Genomic DNA, 13,322 nt, shown 5'->3' on the forward strand with positions numbered 1-13,322 from the left:
GATGCTATTCAAACAAATCAAGCTGTTCAACGCTATCAATACTCTCAAGGTTTGAGAAAGTAACACCAACCAAGCGTACAGGCAGGTGCTTTGGGGTATTATGATACAGTTCATGCAGCCAAGGCAGAACGGCATCCGGACTCTTGAAGGGTGACTTCACCGAGTGGCTGCGCGTAATCTGACTAAAATCACTGTATTTTAGTTTTAAAGTGACCGTGTGGGCGCGCATTTGGCGCTGGATCAGATCCTGCCAAGCTTCTAGATTCTGCTCATGGATTCTACCAAGGATGAATTCGTCATTGGCGGAGTTCTCGGTAAAGGTAATCTCGGTGCCAATGGACTTGCGCACGCGTTCTGATTTGACTTCACGTTCATCGTGTCCGTGAGCGATGTTGTGATAGAACTGCCCGCGCTTATTCCCAAACACTTCCACCAGTCGGTATAGGGGCGTATTTTTTAGGTCTTGACCTGTAAATACGCCCAGCTCGTGCAGTCTTTTGGCGCTGGCTTTGCCAATGCCGTGGAAGCGCTCAATAGGTAGCTCGCTGATAAAATCATCCGCCATCTCAGGCGTGATGACGGCGATGCCATTGGGCTTGTTGATGTCCGAGGCGATTTTGGCAAGCATCTTATTAAATGACACGCCGGCTGATGAGGTTAGCCCCGTTTGTTTATAAATCTCAGCGCGTAGCCAGTTCGCCATCAGTGTCGCCGAGCCGTTGCAGTGACGCTTACCTGTAACATCTAGATAAGCTTCATCGAGTGATAAGGGTTCGACCATGTCAGTAAGCTTTAGCATGATGGTTTTGACTTGGCTGCTGACGGCGCGGTATACTTCAAAGCGTGGGCGGACGAAGATAGCCTGCGGGCAGCGTTTTTGAGCTTCGTAGCAACTCATCGCTGAACGCACGCCAAAGGCTCGAACCTCGTAACTGGCTGCTGCCACCACGCCACGACCTTTAGGATCTCCGCCGACAACCAGAGGCTTGCCGCGATATTCTAGATGGTCACGTTGCTCGACACTGGCGAAGAATGCGTCCATGTCTAGATGGATGATTTTACGCATGGGCTTAGCTATCGAGACAGCGCCCAAATCGTCTGCAGGGCAGATAACGCTACCACAGGTGCGGTCTCAGTGCGCAGAACGCGTTCACCGATTGTCCAAGCGTGAAAGCCGTGACTGATGGCAAGATCGATTTCATCTTGACTAAGCCCGCCTTCAGGTCCGACGAGTAGGGCGATGTCTTGGGGTAGGTTGGTTGGCTGGTAGTCGCCATCACTGACCGCCATGATGAGCTTTAAAGTTGAGGTGCATTGAGTGACCCAGTCACGTACGTCAATGGGCGGTAGAACCTGCGGGACGATATTTAGACCGCACTGTTCACAAGCAGCAACAGCAACGGCCTGCCAATGAGTGAGTTTTTTCTTATCGCGTTCGTATTTTAGGTACTCTTGGCAGTGTTCGCTGGTCAGTAGCTGAATCTGATGAACACCCATCTCGATGGCTTTTTGGATGGCGTAATCCATGCGTTCGCCGCGGCTCATCACTTGCCCTAGAGTCACTTTAAAGGGTGCGTCTTTGTTATTGGGATTGTAGTTATTAATGGTGACTTGGGCGGATTTTTTGTCAATGTGAGTCAGTGTCACGGCATATTCGCCGCCTTGCCCATTAAACAGCACGGCATTATCGCTAACGCGTGCGCGCAGCACCTTACCCCAATGATGCGCGACATCATCAGGCAGAGTAAGAACATCACCGACAACCAGTTCACAATCCACAAAAAAACGATTCATCAATACAGCTCAATCAAAAATAAATAAACCATCGCCGCAATGTTGGCGATGATGGTGAGATAAAAAGTAAGTTGGAATTCTTCTTTTTGGGTCTTATGGCGAAGCTGATGCTGGGAAAAAGCCGCACCGATCCAGCCACCAAGAAGCGACCAAAGATGTAGGCTGTACTCAGCGATGCGGCGCTCTCTATTCTTCGCTGCTTGTTTGTCCAGTGCATACATGCCATAGCTGGCAAGGCTGGTAACCCCATGAATGGCAGCCACCATCCAAGGCAACACGCCAATGACGATCAATATCGTTACGATTGCCAGATAGCCCGTCGCGATATAACACGCCAATATGGAGCGCGGCGCTCGTTTTTGTCTTGCCATGATAATAAATCCAGTGCTTTTAACAGCTATTTATAAAGTATCAATAACGCTAAAAAACAAAATAAATCAATTCAGTGAAAAATTTATCCATAGATGATAAAAAGATGACAACGGCTGGCATTGTCATCTTTTGTGATGCAGATTAGTACTTGTATTCGTCTGGCTTGAATGGGCCATCTACCGACACGCCGATGTAGCTGGCCTGTTCTGGCGTAAGCTTAGTCATCACACCATTAAAGCCTGCAACCATGGCGGCGGCGACTTCTTCGTCCAGTTTTTTGGGTAGGACTTTAACATAAACCTTGCCTTGCTTGTCAGCACTTGGCAAGTCGGCAAATTTTTCTTTGTACAGATGGATTTGGGCAAGCACTTGGTTGGCAAATGAGCCGTCCATGATACGAGACGGATGACCTGTGGCGTTGCCTAGGTTGACAAGGCGACCTTCGGATAGCACGATAAGATAATCCGACTCATCATTTGAGCGATAGACTTGATGAACTTGTGGCTTGACTTCCACCCATTTCCAGTTTTTACGCATAAAGTCGGTGTCAATTTCGGTATCAAAATGCCCGATGTTACACACCACGGCGGTGGATTTTAGAGCCTTTAACATCTCGGCGTTACACACGTGATAGTTGCCTGTGGTGGTAACGACAAGGTCGGTATCTTGGAGTAGTGTAGTATTAACTCCTTGATTTTGCTCACCACCCACAAATGGAGAAACAAGCTCATAGCCGTCCATACACGCTTGCATGGCACAAATAGGGTCAATCTCGCTGACACGCACAATCATGCCTTCTTGGCGTAGGCTTTGGGCAGAGCCTTTGCCCACGTCGCCATAACCAATCACCAACGCACGGCGACCAGACAACAACATATCCGTACCACGCTTGATGGCGTCATTGAGTGAATGGCGACAGCCGTATTTGTTATCGTTTTTGGATTTGGTGATAGCATCATTGACGTTGATTGCAGGGACTTTAAGCTCTCCTTTGCCAAGCATTTCAATCAAACGGTGTACGCCTGTTGTGGTTTCTTCGGAAATGCCGTGAATACTATCTAGCATTTGGGGGTATTTGTTGTGAATGAGTGCGGTCAAGTCGCCACCGTCATCTAGGATAAGGTTAGCATCCCACAGTTTGCCGTCTTTGCGGATTTGTTGTTCTAGGCACCATTCGTACTCTTCTTCGGTCTCGCCTTTCCATGCAAAGACAGGAATGCCAGCGGCGGCAATGGCGGCGGCGGCGTGGTCTTGGGTGCTAAAAATGTTGCACGAAGTCCAGCGAACCTCTGCCCCGAGTGCCACAAGCGTTTCAATCAAGACAGCCGTTTGAATGGTCATGTGGATACAGCCCACAATCTTCGCTCCTGCTAGAGGCTTTTGGCTAGCGTAGCGTTTGCGAATGCCCATAAGAGCAGGCATTTCGGTTTCGGCAAGTTTAATCTCTTTGCGACCAAACTCGGCAAGGCTAATATCGGCGACTTTGTAGTCTTTAAATTCTTGGTCGGTAACTGTAGACACTGCGTCCACTCCTTAAATCTATGAAAAAATGAGAAAATAACGCAGATGTCGTTGTTTTGTTCTTATTAAATTAAAAAATTAAAGAACGCCAAGCCTGGCCGATGAACGGATGCAACATCTCTTGGGTAACTTGCTATTATAGCAAAATTTTGGACTGGGTTAAAGATAAAGCCATGTAATTATTAATGGTAAATCTAATCTGATGATGTTGGCTTGAACTAAATGATGAAAGCTTGGGTGGCTCATTTATCCATAGAAGACAGCTTGTGTTTGATCTTAAAAGTTGTTAGCATGGCGGTTAAATTTGTCTTATTTGAGTGTGTTTGGAATGAATTTGTCTTATGTTGGTTGGTTAAGACGTTGGGTTTTGGCGGCGTTGCTGGTGTTGGCCGCGCTGTTTTGTTTGCCAAATAATGCCAGTGCCGTCAGCGCATTAACCAAAGCCGAGCCGCAAATGACCGCTGATTCGTCCAAAGACAGCTACGGACGAGACTCGCCTAGAAGTACCGTGCAGAATTTTGTCAAAGCCTTGTCGGATAAGGACATGGCTTTGACGGAAAAATACCTAGATGATGACTTTCTAAAAAAACAAAAAGATCCAGAAACCATCATTAACAATTTAACAATCGCCTTGGATAAAGGCGGGCGCTTGCAGCCCGTGCTGTCAATCAGTGATAAAAGCGAGGGTGATTTGGCGGATAAGCTGCCAAGCGACCTAGAGAAAGTAGGCACCATCGAGATCAACATCGAAAAAATCGATCTGCTGCTCATTAGAAAGATGGATGCCAATGGCGTGGTTTATTGGCAGATCTCAAAAGACACGCTGGATAAACTGCCCACCAACCTAAAAGAAAACCGCACCACCTTGGCAGAGGAATTAGGACTTGACTTTTGGGCGGATAAGCAGATCTTGGGGCATAAAGTCTCAGATCTGATATCGCTTGCTATCTTAATTGCTGTTGGCTTGTCCGTGATTTGGGTTGGGCTGTGGATCGTGTGGGGTATCTTTGCTTTCTTGTATCCTAAGATACGCGGTAAGGCATTTGCTATACCATCGAAGGCGCTTTTGCCGTTGTCTGTGGTTATCCTAGCATCGATATTCTCTGAGATGATGGTGCAGATGGGGGTGCCTGTCACGCTTCGCACGGCAGTGACTAGAGGTGTTGAGGTGGTGGCATGGCTGGCAACCGCTTGGCTGGTGCTTCGGGTGATTGATGCCGTGTTCGTGCGCGCTGAGAACAACAGTCGTAAGCACAAACGCCTAGAACAAGTCTCCATCCTAAATCTGTTTCGTAAAGTTGCCAAAGCGTTCATGGTCATCGTTGCGGTGATTATTATCTTTGGTAATCTGGGCTTTGACTTGACGACGGGTATTGCAGCACTTGGGGTGGGTGGTCTTGCACTTGCCTTCGGTGCCCAAAAAACCATCGAGAACCTTATTGGTTCGGTGGTCGTGGTGGCTGACCGCCCGATTCGCGTGGGGGATTATTGTCGATTTGGGACGATGGAAGGGACGGTGATTGACATTGGCATTCGTTCAAGCCGTATCCGTACGCTGTCTCGGACGATTGTAACCGTGCCAAATGGCGAGTTTAGTGCCATGCAGATTGAGAACTATGACGCTCGGGATATGTTTTATTTTTATCATCATCTGTACCTAAAACGCTCTGCTAATCCTGATGAGATCGGTAGGCTAATCAATGACTTGCAACTGTTCTTAGAAAACCACTTCTATACTAACGACGAGTGGACACTGGTCAGATTAAGCGAGCTGCGCCAAGATGCATTCGTTATTGAGATGCGCTGCTATCTGGATGCGGCTGATGTGACGGTGTTTTGGAAAAAACAAAGCGAGCTTTTGGTTGATGTGCTGAACGAAGTGGCTAAGTATGACGTAGAGCATGCCTTGCCAAGCCAAGAAATTAGCCTAAAATCCGACTGCGATAAAGACCCTACAATGCCAGAAAATGCGGTATAATAAGCGGTTTTTAATATTGATGTGAAAATTATGTTTACCGACAGTCATTGCCATTTAACTTATCTAAAATTAGACAATCATGATCGCAATCCAGAATTGCTGCTTGGCGCCATGAAGGATGCCAATGTGAGCCGAGCCATGGCGATCATGTGTCATTATGATGAGTTTGATGACATTAAGGCGTGGGTGGATAGATCAGATGATAAGCTCAACATTGGCATGAGCGTCGGACTGCACCCTTGTCAAGACGCTGATGTATTGGCAGGTGTGACGGTGGAGAAGCTGCTGTCTTATGACCATGACAAGCTGTGGGCGTTGGGCGAGACTGGTCTTGACTATCATTGGGACGACACCAAAAAAACAGCCCAAAAGCACAGTTTTGCCACGCACATTCACGCCAGCCAAACCCTCAAAAAACCCATCATCGTGCACACGCGTGCTGCCTATCACGACACGCTGGATTTGCTGACAGCAGAGCGTTGTGAGCATGGCATCATTCATTGCTTTACCGAGGACTATGCGTTTGCCAAGCGCTCTTTGGACTTGGGAATGTATGTTTCGTTTTCTGGCATCATCAGCTTTAATAAATCCGAATCGCTTCGAGAGGTCGCCAAAAAACTCCCGCTAGACCGCATTTTGATTGAAACCGACAGCCCATATCTGGCTCCCGTGCCAAAGCGTGGGCGTGAGAACGAGCCGACTTATGTGCCGTATGTCGCCGAAGTGCTGGCTCGGATTTATGGTAAGACGGCTGAACAGATAGGGCAGATTACCAGTCATAATTTTCAGACGCTGCTGAACGAGTACCGATGAGATTGCCATAGTGCTTCATACTTTTAGACCCCTAAGCGGTCTTTGTGATGTTTGAGTACTGAGCGTACTGGGCTTTGGTGGGTGGTTTTGGCTGCTGTTCATGCTATTTTTTTTAGGGATATTGAATGACTCACATTTTTTCAAATAACAAACTTGCTTGGACGCTCATCATGGCGTTGATGCTGGCGGCGTGTGATGGTAGGTCTGCCATCACAAACGATGCCGACACCGCCAAGCAGGTCATCACCATCAACAATGCCAGCGAACCACAAACCCTAGACCCGCAACTTGCCCAAGGGGTGCAGGAGCTGAACATCATTCGTCAGTTTGGCATGGGTTTAGTTCAAGCCGATGCCGATGGCAAGATCGTCCCTGCGGTGGCGAGCGAATGGGCGAATACTGATGATAAAGTGTGGGTTTTTAAGCTGCGTCATGATGCCAAATGGAGCAACGGTGAACCATTGACGGCAGATGACTTTGTGTATGCGTTTCGCCGTCTGGTAGACCCCAATCTCGGTTCGCCTTATGCCAGCTACCTAGAAGATGCAAAGATTGTCAATGCCAAAGACATCATCGCTGGCAAAAAACCAGTCGACACGCTTGGCGTTGAGGCAATCGACGAACACACACTACAAATCACGCTGTCGGAAGTCGTGCCTTATTTGCCTGACATGATGATTCACAGCACGCTGGTGCCTGTGCATCAAAAGACGGTAGAGTCGTTTGGCGAGAAATGGACTGACCCAAAGCACATCGTGGTCAACGGTGCTTTTAAGCCTACTGACTGGACGGTCAACGAAAAAATCGTCTTAGAAAAAAACCCCCATTTTTATGACAATGCCAGCAATCAGCTTGACAGATTGGTTGTGCTGCCCATCAGCTCGGCAACCACAGATGTGCAGCGTTATCAAGCAGGTGAGGTGGACATCACAGCAAGCGAGCTGCCTAAGGAACAGTTTGACACATTCAAGCACCGCTTGGGCGATGAGCTAAAAACCGCTGCCATCTTATGTACTTATTATTATGACCTCAATCATGCCAAAAAACCGTTTAATGACCCCAGAGTACGCCTTGCTTTGGCAATGACGCTGGACCGCGAGATCATCACCGACAAAGTGCTCGGTCAAGGTCAGATACCTGCTTATCAGTTCACGCCGCTCGCCATCAAAGACGCCGTCAGTCATGCCCCAAAATGGCAAGCATGGAATAAGACCAAGCGTATCGAGACGGCGAAGCAGCTTTTGGCACAAGCAGGCTATGATGAGACGCACCCACTACAATTTGAGCTGCTGTATGACACCAACGAACAACACAAAAAAATCGCCATCGCCGCAGCGGCACTTTGGAAGCAGGCACTTGGGGTGGTGGAGATTCATCTGACCAATCAGGAGTGGAAAACTTATCTTGATGCTCGTCGTACAGGCAACTTCCAAATGGTTCGAGCCAGATGGTGTGGTGATTACAACGAAGCATCGACTTTTTTAAACTTACGAAAATCTGACAACTCAAACAACTGGTCAGGCTATGCCAATGCGACATACGATGAGCTGATGCTCCAAACCCTAGACCCCAAGCTTACTGCCAAACAACGCACCGCCTTGTATGACCAAGCAGAAAAAATGATGGCAGAAGACAGCACGCAAATCAATGTTTTGTTTTATGCCAATGTGCAGCTGGTGAAGCCGTATATTAAAGGTTTTTCTAATGCAGATCCGCTCAATCTGTGGCAGGCACGCCGATGGTCGGTCAAAAAGTGATAAAAATCACAAAAAAGTGCGTGAATGTTATCTTGATGGGCGTGGCGACGATTGTGGGCTCATTGGGCTTTTCATGCAAAACGCCAAAGGCAGCCAAGCCATGAAATCGATCAAAAATCAACATTCAACCAAAGGTGTGTTTCAATGCTTTCTCTACAAGACGCTTTAAAATCGGGTGCTAAGAGAATATCCGTAGCCCCGATGATTGACTGGACGACGTCGGATTTTAGATTTTTTGCGCGTCTGTTTAATCGCCACATACATCTGTACACCGAGATGATCAGCACGAGTGCCATTTTAAAGGGCGATACGGATTATATTTTGCGTTATGATGACAGCGAGCATCCTGTGGTGCTACAGCTTGGCGGCTCTAGCCCTAGCGAGATGGCACACTGTGTACAGATTGCCGATAAGATGGGCTATGATGAATTTAACATCAATGTTGGTTGTCCGTCCGACCGTGTTCAGCACAACAAAATCGGGGCGTGCCTTATGGCAGAACCTGCTCTTGTGGCGGATATGGTGCGTGCGATGAAAGGCAGTACCGATAAGCCCGTTACCGTCAAGCACCGTATTGGCATTGATACGTTTGACAGTTATGAGTTCATGCGTGATTTTGTGGGGACTGTGGCGGACGCTGGCTGTACGCACTTTATCGCTCATGCTAGGATAGCGTGGCTTAACGGCTTATCCCCCAAAGAAAACCGAGAAATCCCGTCCCTGCGCTATGATGATATTTACCGCCTAAAAAGAGAATTCCCCCATCTTTTTATAGAAATCAATGGCGGTGTGGACAATCTTGATGACATCAAAACCCACCTAACCCATGTGGATGGCGTGATGATAGGACGGGCGTTTTATCACAATCCCATGCTCATGGGGGCGTGCAATGAGCTGTGGGGCGAGCCTATCCCAACGCACCGTGAAATCCTAGAAAATCTCTATCCTTATCTTGAAAAACGAGCCGAGCAAGGGGCGAATTTGGCAACCTTGACACGGCATTATTTGGGGTTATTTCAAGGCTTGGCAGGGGCAAGAAAATGGCGACAGGATTTGAGCGGTAAGCGAAATCTAACCGTGGATGACATCAGAAACAGTGCGGAAACGGTACTGGCATTAAATGGTCATTAGGTTTCTTAATAAGAAACATTGCATCAACAAAATGGCGTTTTTCTTCGTTAATTTATCGTGTTAAGATACTGCCATATTGAAAATGTTTCTTATTCACTGCTTGCTTTCAATAGGAGAAAGTCATGAAATTATCACACGTATTCGGCGCAGCACTACTTGGTCTGACGGCCACAGCCCACGCAGCGACTTATGAGATTGACGCAGCTCACACCAACGCACGATTTGCCATTGATCACTTTAACACCAGTACGAACGTTGGTGGTTTCTTTGGTCTGACAGGCTCGATGGAATTTGACAAAGAAGCTCGCAAAGGCAAAATCGACATCACCATCCCGATTGACAGCCTGCAAACTGGCTCTGAAGCGTTCACAGACCACCTAAAATCTGCTGATCTGTTCAATGCTGAAGCACATCCGAACATGCGTTTTGAATCGACCAAATTCAACCATGTGGGTAAAGGCAAGGTGCGTAAATTATCATCTGTTGATGGCAATCTGACGCTACTTGGTCAGACTCATCCTGTGCGTCTAAAGGCCGATAAATTCAACTGCTATGACAGCCCAATGGCAAAAGCAGAGGTGTGCGGTGGCGACTTTAGCACGACCATCGACCGCACTAAATGGGGCATGGATTATCTGGTGGCGATGGGCATGGCAAAAAAAGTCCGCATCGACATTCAAGTAGAAGCGGTAAAACAGTAATCTGATGCCAGTTCAATAAAAAACGGAACGAAAGTTTCGTTTTTTGTTTTGTGTATTTTTAAATATTACACATAAAATAAATATACCGCCATTGCCAAGCCGTTATTTAGAATATGTAGGAGTATCGGTGCAATCAGCGAATCGCAGCGTATCCGCGCATAACAAAAAATCATCGCCAGCCCAAAAATCACACCCATCTCAAACGCACCATACTGCACATGAACCAATGAAAATAGGGCGCTCGTGATCACGCTGGCTATGAGCGATGCGTGGTGATTGTTAGGATGAATTGCGTCTTTGATTAGCCCGAACATTACCCCTCGGAAAATCAACTCCTCATAGATGGGTGCGATCACAACTGTCGCGAGAACAAGTAACGGTAGATTTGCCGTACTTATCATACCATCCATGAATGTCATCGGCGCACGACCTAGTGTATGCGTGATGAATTCACTAATCACCAAAAATAGCGCAAGCCACCAAGTGCATACTGCCAAACGTCGCCAATAAAAAGGGCGAATACCCAGCCATTTTGCCAGTCTGTCACGAGCATGATACGTTGCCATGATGAGACCAACCACACTTAAAGTCAAAGCGCTTGCTATGATGCTAAGACTAACTACCACGCCGTGACGACTGCCAGCTATAAGACTAAGATCTAACATCCGTCCAAATACCCAGACATAAGCTGTTTGACTTATAAACATGAGTAGAATAAGCAGTAAGCATAACCACGTTGCGCGTATTTTTAGTTTGGTGGGGGAATGTGAGGGCATGATTAATGGCTAATTATTAAGACTTAAAAATTAAAGAGTACCACATTGCTAAGGATTTTGCTTGATTGATGAATGGCTAAGATTGGGTGTGTACTATTTTTGACCAATCATTCACGAATGGTTAGCAAATACTTAAATTTTTAAAGGAATTGCTGTGATATAATTCGCTGATATATTTATTGGTATGATTGAATATTTTGGAGGATAATATGAGTTATTTTGGTACAGATGGCATTCGTGGGGAATTTGGCGTATTTCCGATCACGCCTGATTTTTTGTTGCGCTTAGGGTTTGGTGCGGGACGAGTGCTGATGGAACGCGCCGGCAATTCAAAAAAACGCCCAAGCGTACTGATTGGTAAAGACACGCGCCTATCGGGCTATGTTATTGAGGCGGCGCTGCAGGCGGGATTTAACGCGGCAGGCGTGGATGTGTATATGCTGGGTCCATTGCCGACACCTGCGATTGCGCATTTGGTGAAGAGCTTCCACGCAGACATGGGTGCGGTCATCTCGGCATCGCATAATCCATACCAAGATAATGGCGTGAAATTCTTCTCTCGTGAAGGTAAAAAAATCTCTGATGAAATTCAAAACGCCATTAACCTAGAGTTGGATGCGTTAGTGGACGATACTGATGCGCGCCTGTCTAGACTTGCAGGTATTAAGGCGGATGGCATCGGTAAGAGCTTTCGAGTTGAGGATGCTAAGGGGCGTTATATCGAATACTGCAAAGGCAGCTTTCCGTATCATTTGAGCCTAAATTCACTAAAAATCGTGGTGGACTGTGCCAATGGCGCAGGCTATAGCGTAGCGCCTCGTGTGCTTCGTGAGCTTGGTGCAGATGTCATTGCGATTCATAATGCGCCTGATGGGGTGAATATCAATGACAACTGTGGATCGACTCACCCAAATACTCTACAAAAGGCTGTACTAGAACATGGCGCTGATGTTGGCATCGCACTAGATGGTGATGGCGATCGCATCATCATGGTAGATGAGCAGGGCGCTATCGTTGATGGTGATGCTGTGCTGTATATTCTGGCGAATCATCTAAAACCTGCCGGTGTGGTTGGTACGCTCATGAGTAACGTGGCGTTGGAGCTGAGTTTGGCGGAGCGCGGCATTGGGTTTCACCGTGCCAAGGTTGGGGATCGTTATGTAATGCAAGACCTTGAGACCAAAGGCTGGAGTATCGGCGGTGAGCCGTCAGGTCACATCCTATGCCTAGATAAGAGCCGTACAGGCGATGCCATCGTGGCAGGATTGCAGGTGCTCATGTGCATGGTTGAGCGCGATGTGAAATTAAGTACGTTGACTGACGGTTATACGCCATTCCCGCAGACGCTCATTAATGTGCGACTGTCGCAGATGTCAGACCCTCATGATCATCCTGATCTTGTTGCGGTATTTGATGACGCTGAGAGAAAGCTATCTGGCAAAGGACGCCTACTGATCCGTAAATCAGGCACAGAGCCTGTCATCCGTGTCATGGTGGAATGTCAAGATGAGGCATTGTGTCAGTCATTGGCACAGGATATTGCGAATAGAGTGCAGCAGGTTTTGAGATAATTAGTAATACAGATAAGGGGAATAGCCGCTTTATGCTAAATAAGGCGGTTTTTATGTTGTTGCAGTAGGGACTATTTAAAATGGTGGTATTTCCAAAAACCTAGTTATTAGATGTGTGTACTTTTTAATCAAAATATTATTATTAATAATTTGTTAATTCTACCTAAATTCTATTAGTTAAATAACCAGATTGTAATTATGTGTAAGTCTTCTTATTGGTTTATTTAATTTAAACAAAGATAGATAATATATATTTTAAAAGTTCGAATAAGCTCATTGTTTTAATCCTTGCAGCCCAAATTTTACAATTCAAATATTGGGAATGGATAAGCGATCAAATCCACCAATTAAGACTAATAAGATCTTATGGTTTTTCTCGATTGGTTTTTATCTATCAAAATGATGATTTTTATCATTTTTACTCAAGTGAAAATATCTTATGAACAAAGTTTATAAAGTTGTCCGGAATGCTGCTTCAGGCACTTGGTCTGCTGTGTCAGAAATGGCACGCGGCAAAGGCAAATCAAAAACCAAATCTATCTGCAGTCAGCTCTGGTTGCCACTTTTGTAGCAGTTACTACTATAGCATCTGCTGCCGTAATTATTGGTGATGGTGTTAATCAAGGAACTGGACCTACAGCAAGTGGTGAAAATGCGATTGCCATTGGGAATGATGCTGCAGCTAATACGCGGAATTCTGTTTCTATCGGTAATGGCGCAGGACAAAATTTTTCTGATCAGGGCTCAGCTTATTATGGCACAGGTAGAATCGTATCAGGCGGTCAAGTGGCTACTACGCCAACTGAAAGCATTGCGACATTTAACAACATCGCTATTGGCACTAAAGCAGGCAATAAGTCTAGTGGCAGAAATAATGTTGTGATGGGTAATAATGCAGGTACTTAGCA

General features: G+C 46.6%; 13 protein-coding genes. 8 read left to right on the plus strand and 5 right to left on the minus strand.

Annotation, left to right across the window (positions count from 1 at the left end; translation table 11 throughout):
- Positions 1-4: 4 nt before the first annotated feature.
- The 4 genes from dinB to ahcY form a co-directional block, all read right to left on the minus strand.
- On the minus strand, positions 5-1,066 hold the full coding sequence (gene dinB, locus DYD54_RS03330) for a DNA polymerase IV (protein WP_063513743.1): 1,062 nt from the start codon (positions 1,064-1,066) through the stop codon (positions 5-7).
- Between the two features lie 8 nt (positions 1,067-1,074).
- Entirely contained in the window at positions 1,075-1,794 is a 720-nt protein-coding gene (locus DYD54_RS03335) for a 16S rRNA (uracil(1498)-N(3))-methyltransferase (RefSeq protein WP_063513744.1), read from the minus strand.
- Positions 1,794-2,165 carry a DUF1294 domain-containing protein gene (locus DYD54_RS03340; protein ID WP_218563637.1) on the minus strand — a complete coding sequence of 124 codons (372 nt, stop codon included), beginning with the start codon at positions 2,163-2,165 and terminating at the stop codon, positions 1,794-1,796. Before DYD54_RS03340 ends, DYD54_RS03335 begins: the two co-directional genes overlap by 1 nt.
- Before the next feature lie 142 nt (positions 2,166-2,307).
- Positions 2,308-3,687: an adenosylhomocysteinase gene (ahcY, locus tag DYD54_RS03345; RefSeq protein ID WP_172459589.1), complete on the minus strand. Its 1,380-nt coding sequence runs from the start codon at positions 3,685-3,687 to the stop codon at positions 2,308-2,310.
- 334 nt (positions 3,688-4,021) lie between these two features.
- On the opposite strand from ahcY, the gene DYD54_RS03350 reads away from it, so the two are divergent.
- The 5 genes from DYD54_RS03350 to DYD54_RS03370 all read left to right on the plus strand — a co-directional run bounded on the left by DYD54_RS03350 (position 4,022) and on the right by DYD54_RS03370 (position 10,067).
- A complete protein-coding gene (locus DYD54_RS03350) occupies positions 4,022-5,665 on the plus strand; it encodes a mechanosensitive ion channel family protein (protein ID WP_228703587.1) in 1,644 nt (547 codons plus the stop codon).
- A 30-nt stretch (positions 5,666-5,695) separates the two neighbouring features.
- Positions 5,696-6,478, plus strand: a complete 783-nt coding sequence (locus DYD54_RS03355) for a TatD family hydrolase (RefSeq protein ID WP_063513747.1) — start codon at positions 5,696-5,698, stop codon at positions 6,476-6,478.
- A gap of 125 nt (positions 6,479-6,603) precedes the next feature.
- A complete protein-coding gene (locus DYD54_RS03360) occupies positions 6,604-8,235 on the plus strand; it encodes an ABC transporter substrate-binding protein (protein WP_063513748.1) in 1,632 nt (543 codons plus the stop codon).
- Between the two features lie 144 nt (positions 8,236-8,379).
- On the plus strand, positions 8,380-9,366 hold the full coding sequence (gene dusA, locus DYD54_RS03365; protein WP_063513749.1) for a tRNA dihydrouridine(20/20a) synthase DusA: 987 nt from the start codon (positions 8,380-8,382) through the stop codon (positions 9,364-9,366).
- Between the two features lie 122 nt (positions 9,367-9,488).
- Positions 9,489-10,067 carry a YceI family protein gene (locus tag DYD54_RS03370; RefSeq protein ID WP_063513750.1) on the plus strand — a complete coding sequence of 193 codons (579 nt, stop codon included), beginning with the start codon at positions 9,489-9,491 and terminating at the stop codon, positions 10,065-10,067.
- A gap of 65 nt (positions 10,068-10,132) precedes the next feature.
- On the opposite strand, the gene DYD54_RS03375 is transcribed toward DYD54_RS03370, so the two are convergent.
- Positions 10,133-10,732 (minus strand): CPBP family intramembrane glutamic endopeptidase, encoded by a 600-nt coding sequence (locus DYD54_RS03375; RefSeq protein WP_172459590.1) that lies wholly within the window; start codon positions 10,730-10,732, stop codon positions 10,133-10,135.
- A 320-nt stretch (positions 10,733-11,052) separates the two neighbouring features.
- On the opposite strand from DYD54_RS03375, the gene glmM reads away from it, so the two are divergent.
- The 3 genes from glmM (at position 11,053) to DYD54_RS11965 (ending at position 13,320) form a co-directional block, all read left to right on the plus strand.
- Positions 11,053-12,414: a phosphoglucosamine mutase gene (gene glmM / locus DYD54_RS03380; RefSeq protein WP_063513752.1), complete on the plus strand. Its 1,362-nt coding sequence runs from the start codon at positions 11,053-11,055 to the stop codon at positions 12,412-12,414.
- A gap of 439 nt (positions 12,415-12,853) precedes the next feature.
- Positions 12,854-12,985: an ESPR domain-containing protein gene (locus DYD54_RS11895; RefSeq protein ID WP_084260587.1), complete on the plus strand. Its 132-nt coding sequence runs from the start codon at positions 12,854-12,856 to the stop codon at positions 12,983-12,985.
- 32 nt (positions 12,986-13,017) lie between these two features.
- Positions 13,018-13,320, plus strand: a complete 303-nt coding sequence (locus DYD54_RS11965; RefSeq protein ID WP_407662077.1) for a hypothetical protein — start codon at positions 13,018-13,020, stop codon at positions 13,318-13,320.
- The last annotated feature ends 2 nt before the right edge of the window (positions 13,321-13,322 follow it).

It is taken from the genome of Moraxella ovis, assembly GCF_900453105.1.
Lineage (GTDB): Bacteria > Pseudomonadota > Gammaproteobacteria > Pseudomonadales > Moraxellaceae > Moraxella > Moraxella ovis.

Excerpts from the sequence above, each read along its gene's own strand:
- glmM (WP_063513752.1), top strand. The coding sequence starts at position 11,053 with ATGAGTTATTTTGGTACAGATGGCATTCGTGGGGAATTTGGCGTATTT.
- DYD54_RS03340 (WP_218563637.1), bottom strand. The coding sequence starts at position 2,165 with ATGGCAAGACAAAAACGAGCGCCGCGCTCCATATTGGCGTGTTATATC.
- DYD54_RS03360 (WP_063513748.1), top strand. The coding sequence starts at position 6,604 with ATGACTCACATTTTTTCAAATAACAAACTTGCTTGGACGCTCATCATG.
- DYD54_RS11895 (WP_084260587.1), top strand. The coding sequence starts at position 12,854 with ATGAACAAAGTTTATAAAGTTGTCCGGAATGCTGCTTCAGGCACTTGG.
- DYD54_RS03355 (WP_063513747.1), top strand. The coding sequence starts at position 5,696 with ATGTTTACCGACAGTCATTGCCATTTAACTTATCTAAAATTAGACAAT.
- DYD54_RS03335 (WP_063513744.1), bottom strand. The coding sequence starts at position 1,794 with ATGAATCGTTTTTTTGTGGATTGTGAACTGGTTGTCGGTGATGTTCTT.
- DYD54_RS03370 (WP_063513750.1), top strand. The coding sequence starts at position 9,489 with ATGAAATTATCACACGTATTCGGCGCAGCACTACTTGGTCTGACGGCC.
- dusA (WP_063513749.1), top strand. The coding sequence starts at position 8,380 with ATGCTTTCTCTACAAGACGCTTTAAAATCGGGTGCTAAGAGAATATCC.
- dinB (WP_063513743.1), bottom strand. The coding sequence starts at position 1,066 with ATGCGTAAAATCATCCATCTAGACATGGACGCATTCTTCGCCAGTGTC.
- DYD54_RS03375 (WP_172459590.1), bottom strand. The coding sequence starts at position 10,732 with ATGTTAGATCTTAGTCTTATAGCTGGCAGTCGTCACGGCGTGGTAGTT.